Origin of the sequence: Pseudomonas sp. UBA5666, from assembly GCF_002420785.1 — a bacterium.
Classification (GTDB): Bacteria; Pseudomonadota; Gammaproteobacteria; order Pseudomonadales; family Pseudomonadaceae; genus Aquipseudomonas; species Aquipseudomonas fulva.
This window is the reverse complement of the sequence record NZ_DIIQ01000004.1, coordinates 1-18141: the sequence shown is the minus strand read 5'-3', so window position 1 is coordinate 18141 and position 18141 is coordinate 1. Positions and strand designations below refer to the sequence as shown.

Below are 18141 nucleotides of genomic sequence, written 5' to 3'. Positions count from 1 at the left end.
CCAACGCAGGCATTGGCGATCAGCGATTGAAGCGCTCGGCCAAGCCATAGAGGTAGTCGGCCATGCGTTCGAGGTCCTGGCTGATTTGCGCGCCTTGCCGTGCCTGCCCGGCGCTTTGATCGCACAACTGGGCAATGCGCGTGATCTGCTGGTTGATGTCCTCGGCCACATGGCTTTGCTGTTCGGAAGCGGCAGCCATCTGCTGGCTCATGCCTGTGATCCTGCTGACCGCCTGGGCGATGCCGACCAGCGCGTTCTGCACGGCCTCGACGCTTTGCCTGCTGTCGCGCGCGATGCGTTCACCGTGGCCGGCGGAACTCACCGCCCGCTCGGCACCGGCGCGCAGGGTGGCGATGATCTGGTGAATTTCCTCGGTCGAGGTGCGGGTACGCTGGGCCAGCGAACGGACCTCGTCGGCCACCACGGCAAACCCCCGCCCTTGCTCTCCCGCACGGGCTGCTTCGATAGCAGCGTTGAGTGCCAGCAGGTTGGTCTGCTCGGCAATGGCAGTGATCACATCGACCACGCTGCCGATGGACTGGGTCTGCTGAGCGAGCGCATTGACGGCCTGGCCAATGTCACTGACCGCCTCGCTCATGCTGTCCATGGCGTGCAGGCTCTGCTGGGCCAGCTCGCTGCCGCGCTGAGCGAGCTGATCGGCGTCACCGGCAGCATGGGCCGTGTTCTGAACGTTCTGCGTGACCTGCTGGATGGTGGCTGCCATCTCGGCGATGGCAGTGGCCGATTGATCCGTCTCACTGCGCTGACGGTCAAGCATCGCGGCCTGGGTGTCTGACAATTTCGAGGATTGTGACGCCCGGTCCTTGACCCCCACGCCTGCATCCTCAAGCCGGGTCAGGGCCGTTTGCAGGCGTGCTTCTTCACTCAGGATGGCCAGGTCCATTTGCCCATGCAGCCCGGGGCTGGCGCTATAGGTCAGCGCCACCAGCGGGCTGGTGAAAGCCTTGGGGTGTGCGGCCAGCGTGCGCTGGATGGCTTGGCTGTGCTGGCGTTCGATGACGTACCAGGCCAGCAGCAGACTGGTCATCAGTACCGCCAGCGCAGCGTAGGCCGGCAGGCTGGCATAGGCGAACGCCGATATCACCCCGGCGGCGGCAAGCGGCCAGCCAGTCCCCAGGCGCTGACGCACACGTGCCACCCAAGGCAACGGTGCGCGGTCACTGCGCAGGCGTGCGTACAGGCGCTCGGCACGTGCGATCTGCGCGCGGCTGGGCACTGAACGCACTGACTCGTAACCACTGACGCGGCCTTGTTCGTAGATGGGCGTGACATAGGCACTGACCCAGTAATAGTCACCGTTCTTTGCCCGGTTTTTGACGATTCCCATCCAGGGCTTGCCCTGCTTGATGGTGTCCCACATATGGCCAAACACCGCGGCGGGCATATCCGGGTGACGTACCAAATTGTGGGGCTGACCCACCAACTCGTCATAGGTGAAGCCACTGATGGCCACGAACGCTTCGTTGCAGTAGGTGATTCGGCTATCCAGATCGGTGGTCGAGATCAGGCGCTGATCGCCGGGGAAGGTTCTTTCGTGCTCGGTGACGGGCAGGTTCGTGCGCATCTTCGGCGATCCTTGCAGGATGAAAATGTGAGAAAAATAGGCGCAAGGTTGATATGTAGCAGAGCGCTTTCAAATAGGAGGCCGTAGCCGCAGGAAATTATTGCATCCTGACGAAATACATCAACGCAATGTTTAACCCAATGTCGCAGCTGGCTGAAACAGGTCGCAATGAACGGGGATGAGCGCATGAAGCGGGAGGCATGACAGGGGGCGGAGCGGGGTTGCATCAGGCGGCATTAAGCCGCCTGAACAGACGGAGCCTGGCAGCGGACGTGCCGGGAGCAGAAACGCTGATCGGAACAAAAAAGCCGCTCTACCCAAAAAGGGGAGAACGGCCTTCGCTCGCTCAGCGGCGTCGTGGCTGGCGAGGGCGCTGCTTTTCGTCAGTCGGTATGGGAACCGGCTGCAAGGGCGGCGGAATCAAACCCAAGGCAACCCCAAGGTCGTGGAGCCAGTTGTACAGTGCTTTATTCATAATGCCCCCTTTACGGGTAAGCCTAACGGCGAATCAGTTCGGCGCTGCCTTACACAGATCATAGCCGCATGTATCGGCTGACGCCTATATCTGATCTTACAGATGGGGGTGATTGTGACGCCGATCAAGCCGTTTGGGGGATTTCCTGGCACCGCCAATCGTTTCCCTATGTTACTGCTTGCCCCCTCATCCGACCCATTTGCGCAATTGCTGCCGTACCCAGGGCTCGGCACTTACCAGAACCACCCCCAAGAGCACCAGCACAGCGCCAAGTACGAAATTCACGGTCAGCGGCTCGCCCAGGATCAACACCCCGAAGGTGACGCCGAACAGGGGCGTGATGAATGAAAACACAGCCAGGTTCGATGCCAGGTATTTGCGCAACAGCCAGAACCAGGTCAGGTAGCTGATGAACGAGACGATTACGCCCTGAAACAACACGCTCCCAACCGCCAGCGGCGTCATGACCACATCGCCGGCCTGCCCCGTGATCAGCCCAATGAGCAGTAAACCGACGAAACCTACGGCTAGCTGATAGAACAGGGTAAGGGTTGCCGGCGCCTCGGAAAGCCGCGACCCCCTGACCACGACCGTGGTCGCGCCCCACGCCAAGCCGGCCAGTACCCCGAAGGCATCTCCCAGCAAGGTGCGCCCGTCCATGTTGGCCCATGACGTCCCACCCGCAAAGGCCATTGCAATGCCCACGAACGCCAGCAGTATACCCAGCCACTGCAACAACCTCAGCCGTTCGCTGGGCAGCATGAAATGCAGGCCAAGGGCGGTGAAGATTGGCGCTGTGTACAGGAATACTGACATGTGCGCGGCCGTGGTCAGCTTGAGCCCTTCGGCAATGAACAGAAACTCAAGCCCGAACAACCCACCCGCCAGTACACCCGCGCGCCAGGTCACCCCCATCTGCTTCCAGTCGCCGCGCCAAAGCACCATCAACCCGACCAGCACCGCAGCGATGCAATTGCGCAGGGTTGCCTGCATCACCGGGGCAATGTCCACGGCGGCCGTTTTTATCAGCACCTGCTGGCTGCCCCAGATCAGGCAGAGCACCACCATGACCTGGAACGCGAAGGCATCGGGGTTCTTGCGGGCCACGCTCATCGGCGGACCTCGAGACGGTACAAAGGCATGCGCAGTGATTCACCTGAAGAGAGGGACAGGAGATTATCGATTCACGCATGCCTCACTGGCCAGCCTTAAATGGCACCACCGGCAATCTGCGCCTTGGACGAGACGTGCTCGAAGGTGCGTTCATCCAACGCATCTTCCTGATCGTCCAGCACTTGCCGCGGGTGTTCAAAGCCTGGAATGCTGCTGTCGATCAGGCTCATCAGGCGCGACCCTCGCTCGGTCAGTACGAAGTTCTCGCCGTTACCACCCTCCTCTTCCGGGCGGCTTTGAATATAGCCTCGCTCCAGAAGCAGCTTCTCATAGTCGCAGGCCTGGGTTTTGAGGCGATCCAGGTCACCGACCGGCTCCCCCTTGGCCGCCAGATCAGCGGCATGCGCTTCGGCATAAGGGCGAGGCGTGAAGTTCTGCCCGCTACCGTTTTGTACTTCATGCAACAAGCGTTCGATCAGGTCCCAGTTATAGACAGTACGCATGCGATTACCTCCTGGTGTGCGTCGAGGATGTACACAGGCTTGGGACCTTCCGAATCTTCGCACGTTCCACGCAAATGGCCTGAAGGTCGCGTGCATTAGCTGCAAGAAACCACGCCAGCTTCTGCCCATTCATCCAAGGCTGTGAACCAATCGGTTTGCTGCACCTCAACCGTCCATCAACAACGCCGGAGGGCTAAAGGATGAAACCACTGCTGCGTATCACTTGCCTGGTTACCTTGTGCAGCGCGTTGCCCGCCTGGGCATGCACGCCGGAAGAAGCGACGCAAAAGCGCGAGGAACTGGCTGGGCTGGTGGCTCAACTGACCGAACAGAACCCGGCGAAGGCCAAGGAAATCAACGAGGAACTGCAAGGCATGCAGCTGGGAACCGCCAGCAAGGACTTGCCGGACAAGTGTCAGTTGATCGACACGCGTATCAAGGAATTGAAAGCGGCCGAGAAAAAGGCAGGGTGATACAGGGACGTTAGGCCAGAGCAGCGCTGAGCGCTGCCCTGGCCCAGGCCCCTGGTATTACTCGGCTGAGGGCTTGCGCTTCTTCAACGGTGCGAGCCCATCGGAGCTGGTCAACGGTGCGTTGGCCTTGGGCTTGGCCGTAGGCTTGCGCTTGGCAGTGGCCTTCTTGTCACCACCTTTCTTGTCCGTCTTCTTCTTTTTGGTACTGGCAGCCTTGCCAGACGCCTTGACCTTCTTGGGCCCGCTATAGGTGCCCTTGACTTCCTTGATGACCCGGCGCTCGAACTGCTGCTTGAGGTAGCGCTCGATGCTGGACATCAGGTTCCAGTCGTTATGGGTGATCAGCGAGATCGCCAAGCCTTCGCCGCCGGCGCGCCCGGTACGGCCCACCCGGTGCACGTATTCATCGCCGCTGCGTGGCATGTCGAAGTTGATGACCAGGTCCAGCCCATCGATGTCCAGGCCCCGCGCGGCCACGTCGGTGGCGACCAACACCTTGGAGCTGCCCTGCTTGAAGCGCTCGATGGCCAGCTTGCGGTCTTTCTGGTCCTTCTCGCCATGCAGCACGAACGCCTTGACGTCCTTGGCGACCAGGTGACCGTAGATACGGTCGGCCATGGCGCGGGTATTGGAGAAGATGATCGCCTTGTCGAAGGTTTCGTTGGCCAGCAGCCATTGCACGATCTGCTCTTTGTGCTGGTCATGGTCGGCGGTGATGATCTGTTGGCGAGTGCCCTCGGCCAATTGTGACACGCTGTTGAGCATCAGGTGCTCAGGGTCCTTCAGGACCTTGCCGATCATGTCGCGCAAGGCTGCGCCGCCGGTAGTGGCCGAGAACAGCAGGGTCTGCTCGCGGTTTTCGCATTCCTTGCACAGGCGCTCCATGTCCTCGGCGAAGCCCATGTCGAGCATGCGGTCGGCCTCGTCCAGGATCAGCACCTGGACGTGGGACAGGTCAAGGTTGCCGGCGTTGAGCTGCTCAAGCAAACGGCCCGGTGTGCCGATCAGCACGTCCGGCACCTTGCGCAGCATGGCGGCCTGTTCCTTGAAGTCTTCGCCCCCTGTCACCAGGCCCGACTTGATGTAGGTGAACTGCGAGAACAGCTGCACCTGCTTGAGGGTCTGCTGTGCCAGCTCACGGGTAGGCAGCAGGATCAGCGCGCGAATCTCCACACGACGCTCGCGCAGATCGACCAGACGATTGAGCAGCGGCAGAACGAACGCTGCCGTCTTGCCACTGCCGGTCTGCGCGGTGACACGCAGGTCCCGCCCTTGCAGCGCCAGGGGAATGGCGGCGGCCTGCACCGGGGTAGGCTCGACGAATTTAAGCTCGGCCACGGCTTTGAGCAGGCGTTCGTGCAAGGCGAATTGGGAGAACACGGAGGTAACCTCAGGCAAGTACGGAAATCAGCTGCATAGGGTAACGTTTTCTAGCGATTTAGCCGAATTTCTTTTGGCATGGGCCTGCCCATCCGCGTTCTAATAACGCTTCGTTTGGCAACAAGACTGTAAGCAAGCCCATGGACATCCAACGCTTCTGGCGCGACTCCCTCGACCTGTGGGGCACACTCGACCAACACCCCATGCTGCACGCCGCCATCGGCCTAGCCGTATTGCTGGTGATATCGCTGATTCTAGGGCGCCTGGCGCGCTTTCTGGTGCTGCACGGCGCCCGCCTGCTGGCACGCCAGCCAGCCCTGAAATGGCTCGACGACTTGCGTCACAACAAGGTCTTCCACCGCCTAGCGCAGACCACACCGTCGCTGGTGCTGCAGTTCGGGCTCAAGCTGGTGCCGGAGCTGTCCGACACCGCCCAGCACTTTCTGGGCAACCTGGCGTTGGCCTTCACGCTGCTGTTCATGACCATGGCCCTGTCGTGCCTGCTCGATGCCCTGCTCGACATCTATGCCCGCACCGAGCACGCCCGCACTCGCTCCATCAAGGGCTATGTGCAACTGGCCAAGATGATGCTGTGGATCTTCGCGGCCATCGTCATCGTCGCTACCCTGATCGACCGTTCGCCGTTGCTGCTGCTGTCTGGCCTGGGCGCGATGTCGGCCGTGCTGCTGTTGGTGTACAAGGACACGCTCTTGTCGTTCGTGGCCAGCGTGCAGCTGACCAGCAACGACATGTTGCACGTCGGCGACTGGATCGAAATGCCGCAGGTCGGCGCCGATGGCGATGTGGTGGACATTACCCTGCACACGGTCAAGGTACAGAACTTCGACAAGACCATCGTTTCCATCCCCACCTGGCGCCTGATGAGCGAATCGTTCCGCAACTACCGTGGCATGCAGCAGTCAGGCGGCCGGCGCATCAAGCGCAGCCTGTTCATCGATGCCGCCGGGGTCCGTTTTCTGACCCGAGAAGAGGAACAGCGCCTGGGCCAGGTGCGCCTGCTGGGTGACTACCTGGCCGGCAAGCGTCAGGAGCTGCAAAGCTGGAACGAAGCCTTGGGGCCGGTGGCGGAACTCTCGGCCAACCGCCGCAAGCTGACCAACATCGGCACCTTCCGCGCCTTCGCTCTGGCCTACCTGAGAAACCATCCCGACGTGCACGCGAACATGACCTGCATGGTCCGCCAGATGCAGACCACGGCAGAAGGCGTGCCGCTGGAAATCTACTGCTTCACCACCACCACGGTGTGGGCCGAGTACGAGCGCATCCAAGGGGACATCTTCGATTACCTGTTGGCGGTGCTGCCGGAGTTTGGATTGAGCTTGTATCAGCAGCCCAGTGGCAATGATATGCGGGTGGGCCTGGCCGGACATGTAGCGCCCATGCAGGAGCCGATGTCGCGACGGATTGAGGAAATGAGCGAAGTTTGAGAGGGAGGGGGCCCCCCGGTGTCAGGGTAGTTGTCGTGTCCCCCGCTTTTTGAAAAGCATTCCGGGGGCGGCAAGAGTATGGTCATGCCTTTCTATTCCGAAGAACGTAAAGCCGCACTGCTGAAAATGATGCTTCCACCACTGAACCTATCGGCGGCGGAGGTCGCCCGACGCGAGGGATGCAGCGATATGTCTCTCCATTATTGGCGCAAGCAGGCTGCGGCCAGAGGAACGCAATTGTCCGATACCAAGCAACCCGCTGAGAGTTGGTCAGCCGAAGCCAAGATGGCGGCCATCATGGAAACTGCAGCGCTTTCGGAGCTGGAGATCGGCGAATATTGCCGGCGCAAAGGCATTTTCCCTGAGCAGATAACCGATTGGCGTAATGCATTTATCGCCAGCAGCACAAAGCAGTCGACCGCTAAAAATGTGAGTGCGGGTCAGTCTCGAGACGACAGAAATCGTATCTGTGAGCTGGAGCGGGAATTGCGTCGCAAGGATGCGGCGTTGGCTGAAGCCGCGGCCTTGCTGGTGCTGCGAAAAAAGCTCAATGCCTACTGGGGCAGCGACGACGAGGGCAACTGACCTCGTTGCCAGAACGGCAGTTAATCGTTGGTTGGCTTAATGAGGCTGTTGCGGCGGGTGCCCGCAGGGCACCCGCTTGTCTGAAGGTCGGCATTTCGCTACGAACGCTACATCGCTGGAGCTTACCTGATGAGATGCGTGCTGATGGCCGTACCACAACCGTGAGGCCTGTGCCCAGCAACGCGCTCAGTGAGTTTGAGCGCCAAGCTATCGTAGCGCTGTGCAACAGCAAGGCATACGCACATCTGCCGCCAAGTCAGATCGTGCCGCAGCTGGCTGACGAGGGCCGATATATGGCCTCAGAAGCGACCTTTTACCGTGTACTGCATGCCGCAGGCCAACAGCATCATCGCTCGCGAGCCAAGAGACCGCATCGTCATGAGGCACCCACCACCTATGCGGCGACAGCCGCTAATCAGGTGTGGTCGTGGGACATCACCTACCTACCGTCACCGGTTCGCGGGAAGTTTTACTACCTCTGATGGTAGATATCTACAGCCGCAAGGCCGTGGGCTGGGAAGTTTACGAGGCAGAAAATGGCGAAAACGCAGCTGCGTTACTGCAACGGAGCGTGACTCAAGAGAAGTGTTGGTGGCAGCCGCTGGTACTCCACTCGGACAACGGAGCACCAATGAAGTCTGTGACGCTGCTGACCAAGATGTACGACCTGGGCATCACGCCTTCTCGTGGCCGACCACGCGCCAGCAACGACAATCCTTACTCTGAATCACTGTTCAGAACGCTGAAATACTGCCCTCAATGGCCACAGAGTGGATTTGCCAGCCTGGAGGATGCGCGTATCTGGGTGAGAGACTTTATGACCTGGTACAACACGGAACATCGCCATAGCCGAATCCGCTTCGTGACACCGGCTCAACGCCACGAAGGAAAAGACCGGGAAATCCTGGCTCGGCGTGATGCGATTTATCGCCAAGCCAGAGACAAACGACCCGAACGATGGTCGGGCATCACCCGCAATTGGAGCCCAATAGGAACGGTGTATTTGAACCCTGAAAGAACGCTGACTGTGGTGACGAAGGTCGCGTAGCACGACGGCGGACGCGACAACTACCTTGAAAAACGCCGCGACCGACAAGACTTGGCTGGAGGTCATTTACAAGCACGAGGACATTGAGATCCAGGGATGGGTATCTAGGAGCATGGTGAAGACCATACAGTAGCCTAAAAGCGCCGCGACTAACGCGGCGTTTTTATTTACTGGCCGTGAGTATTCTGGAGGAGACCTTTCGTACCACCCCCCGATGGTTTCGATCTGCGTTCACGCCTCATCAGACAGGAACGGGACGACGTAACCCATGAATTCGGCATGCTGGCTACGTGACTCATTCCACCTTGCAGGGTGTGTAGGCGGCGTAAAACGTCTCTCGCAGTTCGTAAGCAGCAACCGGTCTTTCGCTCGAGAAATCCCAACAAAGAAAGAACATCGTTCCTCGTAGGGTTTTCCCCAAAACGTCTGCGTTTCAATCGCAGGCATGACGACCGAGTGGAACTCCAATCCCTTGCTTTTGTGAACCGTAAGCAGCCTGATTGCCTGATCATTGGAGAACCGATCTAGTGCACTCAACAGATCCGAACCCTGCTCATATAGCACGTTGAGCTGTTGATGGGTTTGATCCACCACTTCTCCAAGCCTTGCTTTTGCTTCGTAGTCTGGCGACAGAGACGTCAACAAGGGCAGCCCTACTTCCTCAAGGAATTCTTGAGCCATATCCCACCAGGACTCATAAGGCTCAGCAGACCGAACTGACAGCTTGACTCGCTTACGGTGAGCGCCGTAGATCGATTCAAAAACTGCCTGCACCGTTGATTCATTGTCCTCTGAGTCGACCACGGAGAACTGCTCCATCAACCGCATCCATCCTTTCGGCTCTCTCGGCCTGTAGAGACAAGCGAGGTAATCGATGATCAGGCGCGCCGCCGGCTCATTGACCAGATCCTGAGATTGGTGCTCGTTTCTATATGGAATGCCAGCTGCGTCTAGGCCGTCCATGATAAATGTGCCGTAGTCGCTGATTTGCCGGGAGAACAAAATAGCGATCTCATGCAGCGGGATCTGGTCAACCGTGACCCAATGCCGAATAGCATTTACTATGTAGCCCGCCTCTCGCTCAGAGTCGTCAAAGTGGTAGGCAATGATCTCTCCCTCGTCGCCGGCAATAAGCTCCCCGGCCATGACGGCATCAGGATCGAGGGCTCGAATTACCTCGTTTTGCATACGCAGCAATCTGGGCTTCGATCTGAAATTCCTAAATAAATGGAGGGGTTTTGCTTCAAAGTCATCGACAAATTGGGCAAAGATTCCGTCCATTGCTCCCGCCCATCCCATGATTTTTTGCTTGACATCGCCAACAGCCGTCAACCGTATGGGCTTTCCCAGAAAAATGAGGTGCAGGAGCTGGTATTGCTCAGTGGTGCAATCCTGGAACTCGTCTAGGAAGACATCGCTGTAGGTTTGGCAGAGAGCGTTGCGAGCCGCCGCACAAGAGGACAGTATCTTGATAGCAAGCGGTATCAATTGATCGAACTTGATCTGCTTCCCACGAACGAACTGAGTACCGATCTTGTATCCTGGCTCAAGGTAGTCTGCTCCCTGCAGTACGGGCCTAAACCGGTCGACAATCCGCTTTGCGAAGCCGTGGAAGGTGTAGCTATCGAAGCGTGATGCGAGCTCAAAACCACACCTCTTTTGTACACGCTGCTTAAGATTTTTGCTTGCATCGACCTTGAATGAGATGGCCAGAATTCGTTTGGGGTACCGAGACTCGCCAGTTCTGAGCAGGAAGTCGGCACGCTGGGCTAACACCTCCGTCTTACCGGCTCCTGGCCCTGCCGTCAAAGCCAGTGATTGCTCCAGCTCTTTGACCGCAAGTAATGCATTCTTCTCTAGTGTTAACCCGTCAGCGGGCGACCACGCTTCTAAGGAGGTCATTCCGGCAACCCCTCCAGTGCAGCAATCACCGCATCAGCAAGCCGGTTGAACGAGGCAGGGAGGCTGTCTAGGAGCTCTTCGTCTGTGAGTTCGGCAAGTGCCGCGATATGTGCAGCAGGTTTGCTACCCAGCTTGAACTTAGAATGATAGGTAGCGAAAAGCTCCTGTTCTTCGTCGGTATACTGTTCTGGCTCATGCCTTTTCTTACCCAAAACGGCTTTGAGGGTATCTTCATCCGGTGCCGCACGCTCTACTCCATAGGCTACTGGATAAGCCTTGATCATTGAGAAATCGAGATCCATTGGAGAAGAGAAGAACACCCTACGCTGCTCAAGCTCTGGCACAAGGTGAAGATCTCTGAAACGGTTTTTCTTCCTGATTGGTACGTCTACCGCGTTCCACTTAGGTATATCCCAATCGGTAGGCAGCTGTTGCGCCGGGTGATGAAGTTTCAACTGATTGTTGACGTAGTGAACCCGACCCCATCCACCTTGATATCTGGAAACGTCCAAATCTAACAAAGTCAGATACGGGGTACCCAGCCCCTCAAGCAGCCGCCAAAAATGGTTAACATGGCGACCTCCGAGCGGAGCAATGGTGACTGCAGACTCGTCAACAGGCGCTCCCTTGGCTTTGAGGATTCGTGGGAGAACTATTTCCTCGCTATCACCCTCCCCCAACACCACCAAACGAGAGAAATAGATCTCTGGAAACGCTTGGACGGCTTCCCTGACGAACTTACGGGCATCGCCGTCATTCTCGGGCAGCTGGATCGTGGATACCTTGGTGACACGATTTTCATTGAGCCTGAGGTACCGAATGTGCTCGGGCTCTACACGACGCAACATGGAGGGCGCGTGGGTAGCAATCAGCGCCTGAGAGTCTGATCCGCCAATCGAGTTATTCAAAGCATTGACGATTCTCCCCAGATAGTGGGGAGAGAGGCTGTTCTCAGGCTCTTCGATTGCGATCAGTGTGAACGATGGTGGCTTTAGCCGCTGTACGTCGAATGCCGTCGACTCCCCTTTCAGCACTGCGCGGCCTATCGCATGAGATGACAGAACCAGTGAGAGATACAGCATCGATTTCTGACCATCGGACAGGCGCGAGAAATCCACCAGATTATCGTCGTGGCCAGGAGTGAAAGAAACCGACATGTGACGAAGCAGAGACTCGATTTCCGACGTGATAAAAGTCAGCTTGGGATCAGAGAAGAAGGTGCCGCGATGCAGCCCCTTCCAAGTGGTACTCAGAATTTCGCTGAAGGCCTTGATGGATACGTTGGAGGATAGCGACTCGCTGATCTTATCAGTGAGGTCTTGAACCACTCCCCGATCCAACTCCCAATCCACGGCACGGAGCAAACGGCCAAGCAACGCGTTGGCCCCGTAGGTAATGTGGTCTGCCGGGTCGCGCCTTGCAGGTAGGTAATGCATCTGGATGGCATTGCGATGATGTCGGGTCACCGGTGTAGTGCTAAGTGCAACACCCTCAGCGCTGGCATCCAACACGTACGAAAGCGACTCCTCGATATCGCCGGCAATCCCCATCGTGGCTTCCAGGCGGTATCTGACACGAGGGATGCCATCTGGTGAGTCCATGCGCATGTGAGCGAAGTGAGGGGCTACGGTTACGTTGTCTTCCTCTTCCAGCAGTTCAGGGAACAGAAAGTCGGCTTCAAGCCAAAGGAGCGCTCTTCTGGGGCCTCCACCTCATCGAAAGGAACGAAGAAATCCGAGCGTCGGATTCGACGAAGAGATGGGTCGAAGCAAAACATTCGGCATAAAGCCTGTAGGACGGCGGTCTTGCCAGCTCCGTTCGGGCCGATCAGAAAGGTGGAATCCTCGAATGAAATCGAGGTTGGCTCCCCGAATGATTGAAAATTTCTCAGTCGAACACTGTGCAGCTTCATTACCTTTCTCCATCCATGATGTGCTGGCTTTCACCAGCAAGGGTGACCAGAGAATAAGCTGAAATCATGCTGTGATGGTATAGGGCCACCACAATAGTTTAGAATCCTCAGATTCCTCAAAACCAGTCCTCCTCGTGTTGGAAAATCTCATGCCTAGCGGAGCCATCTGTAAGCCATGTCGACACACAGCCCTACTACAGCAAGGGATTCGAGACAACGCAGTGAACAGGTTTATATTTCGTCCCAGTGTCCACTACACCTCGGGGAATTTCGAGTGATCACCGTTAGAAGGTCGAGTTATTCAGAGCGATTTACTTAACGGCAAGCGTGCACACACCAACTGACTGCGCAGATATAAGATAGACACATATTTTATTGCACCTTACCGTAGTTTTTAACTTAGAACCACTTAGACCAATCAACCAGGGAGCGGAAATGCGCTTAGAAAACATTCTCAAAAACATTGACGAAGATGATTTGCGAAGAGGACAGTCATTTGAGACTTTCGTTCTAAACCTCCTAAAGCATCACTTATCACAACAAAACAAACCCTTACTACCTGCGCGCTCAACCACTGACTGGTATTCAGCAGTCGCCCCCGAGGGCTTTGACAATTACAAAGGGTGCGTTTATTTCGAAATAAAATACGATGCCAGACCTCTTTTAGCCAAAGGACTTTCAAACTTCGTAACGAAAACCGCCCTTCAAATTAATTCCAACCCTGACAACCCTCACCCTAACACATTAGTAATTATCACCTCCGAGCCGCTACCCGAAAACATCAAAGCCAGCGCCAAACTATTTGCAATTAAAAATAAGTTAACCACAGTAAGAATTTGGGGGGCAGAAGATCTCAACAAGCTAGTAAGTAAACATCAGTCCAAGGCCAACGAGATAATTGAAAACATTTTCTCATTAAACCTCGAGGCCACTGTAAAGCCAGCGACACAGGATTGGAAGGAAAAAAGAGAGTCGATCATCCAAAGCTTAAAAGAAAGCTTTGAAAGAGGACAGTTTTCATTATTTTTAGGGGCAGGTGTATCCAGCAGTGCTGGCATGCCTGGATGGGGAAACTTACTCAATTCGCTTTTTATATCCTACTTGAGCCAAGAGTTTGACACCGACAAAGCCATCAATAGCTCCGACATCAGAGAAATGGTAGATCGTTTTAACAAAGTATCTGAGTCTTCTGCTCTAATGGGCGCACGATATCTTAGAAAAGGTCTGAGCAGCAACCCCTCCGCCAACAACAACTTCGTAAACGCTATCACCAAAAGTCTGTACGAACTAAGAAATAAAAAATTTGATATATGCTCACCACTAATCCGTGAAATTGCTTCCATGTGCATGCCAAGGCGAACTGGAGCAAAAATAAAATCTGTAATCAACTATAATTTTGATGACTTACTTGAAAGACAACTAAGCGCAGCAAGCATTCCTCACCGAAGCATTTATACTGAAAGCGAAGCTTACGACCCTGAGGAGCTACCTGTTCATCACGTACACGGCTTCCTTCCAGAGGATCGAGCGAACTATCATTCATTGGAAAAATCAACTCTGGTCTTTTCAGAGGAAGGTTATCATCACATTTATACAAACGCATATCACTGGTCAAATCTAGTTCAGCTCAACTGCCTACGCGAAAACAACTGCCTAATGATAGGTCTCTCTATGACAGACCCAAACCTTAGAAGACTCCTCGATATTTCCGCACGGAGCGTGGAACAAAATAAACACTACGCCTTTATGAAGAGATTAGGCCAAGATGAGTTCTGCCATGACTTTTTAGACGACAAACAGAGTGCCGTCCTACAAAATTTAAATGGAGCCCAGAAATTTCTAGACACACATCACGCCCTAAACGAGGCGCTCATGCTTGAACTAGGCGTTAATATCATTTGGTATGACAACTATGATGAGATCCCTGAAATACTGAAAACCATAAGCCGTGCTCGCAGTCACTGACAAAGGGGCACCATCAAGAATATTTGCTCAAGGGTTACACAATCCCCAGCACTGGCAGAATACAAACTCTTAATCAAACTAACTTCACAACCCGCACATACCCGCTCCAAGCTTCACTGGGAAAGCGGAGCGCGCAGGCCACAATGGCCGTAGAGGTGAGGATGGAAGCCCGCAGGGCCAAGCCCAGTTTCAACTGGGCTTGGTTCACGACAGCCGTACCCGGAGGATCACCCAAGTCAACGGTGATGCGTAAGGGATCCATCATCCCCACATTCCAAGCGTCCACCTGATTCACCATGCTGCCCCCCCGATTTCTTTCTGGAGCCAGCCCACCATGATGCGTCCCGACAGCAAAGTCGAAAAAGTCTACCTCTACCCCAAGTCCGTGGACTTTCGAAAGTCCATCGACGGGCTCACTGCCCTGATCGAACTGGATATCAAAGTCGCCGTGTTCGACCCGGTACTTTTCGTCTTCCTCAATAAAGCCCGTAACCGCATCAAGGTGTTGTACTGGGAGCGCAACGGCTTCTGCCTTTGGCTCAAGCGCCTCGAAGCCGAGCGTTTTAAAACCTCCCCCGACGCCACCGACGAAGCTATCGTTCTGACCGTCCAGGAACTGAATTGGCTACTCGACGGTTTCGATCTCTGGCGCAACCGTCCGCATCAGGTAATGACACCCCGTTTCGTCGCCTGAGCCGGTATAATCCGGGCCATGATTTAAGTGCCCGATGACCTTCCTGACGACCCTGCCGCGCTCAAACAACTGCTTGCGCAGTTGTTGGCCGAGCGCACGGTCGATAAAGGCCAGATCGTCGATCTTAAAGAACAGGTCAAGCTGCTGCGCGACCGGCTGTTCAATCGCAAGTCCGAGCAAACCGTCGAGTCCAACACACCCCAACTGGCTTTGTTTAACGAACCTGAAAGCCAGTGGGTACCTGCCGCTGATGATGTCGACGAAGATGTTGTTGCGCCGACCAAGCCGCGTGGCAAACGCAAACCCCTGTCGGCTGACCTACCACGTATTGAAGTCATTCATGACTTGCCCGAGCACGAACTGACTTGCGCCTGTGGTTGCCGCAAACACGTAATTGGCGAGCAAACCAGCGAACAGCTCGACATCGTGCCGATGCAGATCCGTGTGCTCAAACACGTACGCAAAGTCTATGGCTGCCGTGGTTGCGAAACTGCGCCGGTCACCGCTAGCAAGCCGGCGCAGTTGATCGAAAAGAGCATGGCCAGTCCCAGCGTGCTGGCCATGTTGCTGGCCACTAAGTACGTCGATGGCCTACCGCTGCACCGCTTCGAGACGGTGCTGAGCCGACATGGTATCGAGATCCCCCGGCAAACCCTAGCCCGCTGGGTCATCCAGTGCAGCGAACACGTTCAGCCATTGCTGAACCTGATGCGTGACCGCTTGCTGGAAAGCCCGGTGATCCATTGCGACGAAACCAGAGTGCAGGTGCTCAAAGAGCCGGATCGTGATCCGACCAGTCAATCCTGGATGTGGGTGCAGGCCAGTGGCCCGCCTGATCGACAAGTCGTGCTGTTCGATTACACCACCAGCCGCGCGCAGGAGGTGCCGCTGCGCCTGCTGGAGGGCTATCGCGGATACGTGATGACCGATGATTACGCCGGCTACAACGCGTTGGCGCTACAGCCGGGTGTTGAACGACTGGCGTGCATGGCGCATGCCCGGCGTAAATTCGTCGAAGCGCAGAAGGTGCAGCCCAAGGGCAAGACCGGTCGCGCCGATGTTGCGCTGACGATGATCAACAAACTGTATGGCATCGAACGCGACCTCAAGGATGCCAGCGATGAACATCGTTTTATCGGTCGTCAGGAACGAAGCCTGCCGATCCTTGAGCAGTTGAAAAGTTGGCTCGACAAGACGCACTCGCAAGTGACACCGCAAAGCGTACTGGGCAAGGCGGTGCATTACCTGGCAAACAACTGGAACCGCCTGGAACGCTACGTCGAGGCGGGCCACCTGCCGATCGACAACAACCTGGCAAAGCGGGCCATAAAGCCATTTGTGATCGGGCGCAAGGCTTGGCTGTTCAGTGACACGCCCAAGGGAGCCACGGCCAGCGCGCAGATCTACAGCTTGGTCGAAACCGCCAAGATCAACGGCCAAGAGCCCTATACGTGGCTGCGCCACGTACTTGAGCGACTGCCGCATGCGTCGTCAGTAGCAGACTACGAAGCGCTGCTGCCATGGAACTGTTCGCCAGAGATGCCACGGTAACCTTGGCTTCCACCTTGCGGTGGGTGGGGTTCATGGATCGGTTACGCTGGAAATCTACTGCTTCACCACCACCACGGTGTGGGCCGAGTACGAGCGCATCCAGGGGGATATCTTCGATTACCTGCTGGCGGTGCTGCCGGAGTTTGGATTGAGCTTGTATCAGCAGCCCAGTGGCAATGACATGCGCGTGGGCCTGGCCGGACATGTAGCGCCCATGCAGGAGCCGATGTCGCGACGGATTGAGGAAATGAGCGAAGTTTGAGAGGGAGGGGGCTGCTGCGCAGCCCTCTTGCTCTGTTCAGTCATACGGAAGCTCTAAGGGGCCCTCATCATTCCAAGCTCTGCGTCATCGAGCAAGGCCTTGGCCATCGCACACAGGTACTGTGAAGCTCATAGTAACTGTGGCTTGTCTTCCAGAAGACCGTCAAGAGACAAATCCCGTGCGTACCCCATCAGCTCTGAAGCTTGCTCGCGCGCGTAATCGCAGGGAATACCAGGTTCGATACGAAACAAAGGATGGGTTTGATTTTGACCCTGATAAAACGTGGTTTTGCCTACGGTTAACGGGGTTTCTTCATTGGCCATCGACTGATCACCCTTAAGTAAGATAGTTGACCCTTCTCGCACACGGCTCCGTCAGCCCAGAACCCAGCGAACGATTCGTGGATTACCTTCGCGTCTGCGAGTTGAACCAATTCCTGCACTACCTCAACAGTACTGCGAGTGTCTTGGTGAGCGCAGCCACCGGCGTTGTGAGATGGGAAATCTAGGCTGCATGCCCGTGTGCTGCTAACTGCCAGCCTCGAACAGTACGAACAGCGTCCTGAAATCGAAAAGCAGTACCTTAAGTGGAGAGAAGGAAGGGGGATCCGGCACAATTTTCAGCATGGTATGACCCTCAATTTGAGATTGGGTACTACCGCCATCTGCTGTCAAACAAAGGGTGGCAGCTGTACACAGGTTGACAGACCGGTCAAATTGAGAAACCCGGCGCACCCGAAGGCGCCCCATGTACAGCCGCCATTGAAGGCCAAGCTATGGATTGCAATTTGAGTCGGCCTGTCAAAGCCGGTCGTTGAGTCGCAACGACTGGCTGAGATTAGGGGCCAACCTGGAACACTGCAATGGGTGAGAGTATCTTTGGGAAATGCCCTACAGGGAAGATGTATAGTCTGATTTCTGCCGCTATGCACTGGACGGAGTAAGCGCTGACGGACATTGCAAGAAACAAGCGCGGCAGACCATTTCGCCAGCCAGACGACGGGCTATGATCGTTACGCTGTCGACGCGAGCCTCATACGAAACCGCGAGCGGTGAAATCACTTTGTCCGTCCCGCCGCCTTTGGTGAGTCACCCTCTTTCGGCGAAAGAACGCTTCAATCATCCCTCGGCCTGTACCGAAAGCTACCCATCATCTCTCTGTGATCAGGTCATCAAGTGAGGATAGTAGTTTCTGTAGGTCCACGAGCCTTGAAGCCTTGATGATTGAATCGCCCCTAGTTTCGTA

At 56.0% G+C, this 18141-nt stretch carries 11 protein-coding genes and 4 pseudogenes; 7 read left to right on the top strand and 8 right to left on the bottom strand.

Features of this window, described 5'->3' with window-relative positions:
• Nucleotides 1-19 precede the first annotated feature (19 nt).
• The 4 genes from B2Y33_RS03270 to B2Y33_RS03255 form a co-directional block, all read right to left on the bottom strand.
• A complete protein-coding gene (locus tag B2Y33_RS03270; protein ID WP_104926436.1) occupies nucleotides 20-1585 on the bottom strand; it encodes a methyl-accepting chemotaxis protein in 1566 nt (521 codons plus the stop codon).
• A gap of 346 nt (nucleotides 1586-1931) precedes the next feature.
• A complete protein-coding gene (locus tag B2Y33_RS03265) occupies nucleotides 1932-2060 on the bottom strand; it encodes a PA1414 family protein (RefSeq protein WP_023533827.1) in 129 nt (42 codons plus the stop codon).
• A gap of 186 nt (nucleotides 2061-2246) precedes the next feature.
• Nucleotides 2247-3173 carry a DMT family transporter gene (locus tag B2Y33_RS03260; RefSeq protein WP_027915885.1) on the bottom strand — a complete coding sequence of 309 codons (927 nt, stop codon included), beginning with the start codon at nucleotides 3171-3173 and terminating at the stop codon, nucleotides 2247-2249.
• A gap of 95 nt (nucleotides 3174-3268) precedes the next feature.
• On the bottom strand, nucleotides 3269-3676 hold the full coding sequence (locus B2Y33_RS03255; protein ID WP_027915884.1) for a hypothetical protein: 408 nt from the start codon (nucleotides 3674-3676) through the stop codon (nucleotides 3269-3271).
• A 200-nt stretch (nucleotides 3677-3876) separates the two neighbouring features.
• Here B2Y33_RS03255 and B2Y33_RS03250 point away from each other — a divergent pair, with 200 nt between their 5' ends.
• Entirely contained in the window at nucleotides 3877-4149 is a 273-nt protein-coding gene (locus B2Y33_RS03250; RefSeq protein WP_027915883.1) for a hypothetical protein, read from the top strand.
• 57 nt (nucleotides 4150-4206) lie between these two features.
• On the opposite strand, the gene B2Y33_RS03245 is transcribed toward B2Y33_RS03250, so the two are convergent.
• Nucleotides 4207-5529 carry a DEAD/DEAH box helicase gene (locus tag B2Y33_RS03245; RefSeq protein ID WP_033695144.1) on the bottom strand — a complete coding sequence of 441 codons (1323 nt, stop codon included), beginning with the start codon at nucleotides 5527-5529 and terminating at the stop codon, nucleotides 4207-4209.
• 140 nt (nucleotides 5530-5669) lie between these two features.
• On the opposite strand from B2Y33_RS03245, the gene B2Y33_RS03240 reads away from it, so the two are divergent.
• Nucleotides 5670-6977: a mechanosensitive ion channel family protein gene (locus B2Y33_RS03240; protein WP_206406131.1), complete on the top strand. Its 1308-nt coding sequence runs from the start codon at nucleotides 5670-5672 to the stop codon at nucleotides 6975-6977.
• 84 nt (nucleotides 6978-7061) lie between these two features.
• A pseudogene (locus B2Y33_RS03235) lies at nucleotides 7062-8610 on the top strand (IS3 family transposase).
• A 231-nt stretch (nucleotides 8611-8841) separates the two neighbouring features.
• Here the strand turns inward: B2Y33_RS03235 and B2Y33_RS03230 are convergent.
• On the bottom strand, nucleotides 8842-10512 hold the full coding sequence (locus B2Y33_RS03230) for a UvrD-helicase domain-containing protein (RefSeq protein ID WP_206406130.1): 1671 nt from the start codon (nucleotides 10510-10512) through the stop codon (nucleotides 8842-8844).
• A pseudogene (locus B2Y33_RS03225) lies at nucleotides 10509-12424 on the bottom strand (ATP-dependent nuclease). Before B2Y33_RS03225 ends, B2Y33_RS03230 begins: the two are co-directional and overlap by 4 nt.
• A 435-nt stretch (nucleotides 12425-12859) precedes the next feature.
• Between B2Y33_RS03225 and B2Y33_RS03220 the strand changes: the two are divergent.
• The 4 genes and pseudogenes from B2Y33_RS03220 to B2Y33_RS03205 all read left to right on the top strand — a co-directional run.
• Entirely contained in the window at nucleotides 12860-14389 is a 1530-nt protein-coding gene (locus B2Y33_RS03220; RefSeq protein ID WP_206406129.1) for an SIR2 family protein, read from the top strand.
• 334 nt (nucleotides 14390-14723) lie between these two features.
• On the top strand, nucleotides 14724-15083 hold the full coding sequence (tnpB, locus tag B2Y33_RS03215) for an IS66 family insertion sequence element accessory protein TnpB (protein WP_241195016.1): 360 nt from the start codon (nucleotides 14724-14726) through the stop codon (nucleotides 15081-15083).
• 27 nt (nucleotides 15084-15110) lie between these two features.
• A complete protein-coding gene (gene tnpC / locus B2Y33_RS03210; RefSeq protein WP_206406128.1) occupies nucleotides 15111-16634 on the top strand; it encodes an IS66 family transposase in 1524 nt (507 codons plus the stop codon).
• A gap of 40 nt (nucleotides 16635-16674) precedes the next feature.
• Nucleotides 16675-16896 (top strand): annotated as a pseudogene (locus B2Y33_RS03205) (mechanosensitive ion channel family protein); the annotation flags it as partial.
• A 53-nt stretch (nucleotides 16897-16949) separates the two neighbouring features.
• Here the strand turns inward: B2Y33_RS03205 and B2Y33_RS03200 are convergent.
• Nucleotides 16950-17219: pseudogene (locus tag B2Y33_RS03200) on the bottom strand (DUF3077 domain-containing protein).
• Between the last annotated feature and the right edge of the window lie 922 nt (nucleotides 17220-18141).

Bases quoted from the DNA above. Each gene is read 5' to 3' on its own strand.
- B2Y33_RS03270 (WP_104926436.1), bottom strand. From the start codon at position 1,585: ATGCGCACGAACCTGCCCGTCACCGAGCACGAAAGAACCTTCCCCGGC.
- B2Y33_RS03265 (WP_023533827.1), bottom strand. From the start codon at position 2,060: ATGAATAAAGCACTGTACAACTGGCTCCACGACCTTGGGGTTGCCTTG.
- B2Y33_RS03260 (WP_027915885.1), bottom strand. From the start codon at position 3,173: ATGAGCGTGGCCCGCAAGAACCCCGATGCCTTCGCGTTCCAGGTCATG.
- B2Y33_RS03255 (WP_027915884.1), bottom strand. From the start codon at position 3,676: ATGCGTACTGTCTATAACTGGGACCTGATCGAACGCTTGTTGCATGAA.
- B2Y33_RS03250 (WP_027915883.1), top strand. From the start codon at position 3,877: ATGAAACCACTGCTGCGTATCACTTGCCTGGTTACCTTGTGCAGCGCG.
- B2Y33_RS03240 (WP_206406131.1), top strand. From the start codon at position 5,670: ATGGACATCCAACGCTTCTGGCGCGACTCCCTCGACCTGTGGGGCACA.
- B2Y33_RS03230 (WP_206406130.1), bottom strand. From the start codon at position 10,512: ATGACCTCCTTAGAAGCGTGGTCGCCCGCTGACGGGTTAACACTAGAG.
- B2Y33_RS03220 (WP_206406129.1), top strand. From the start codon at position 12,860: ATGCGCTTAGAAAACATTCTCAAAAACATTGACGAAGATGATTTGCGA.
- tnpB (WP_241195016.1), top strand. From the start codon at position 14,724: ATGATGCGTCCCGACAGCAAAGTCGAAAAAGTCTACCTCTACCCCAAG.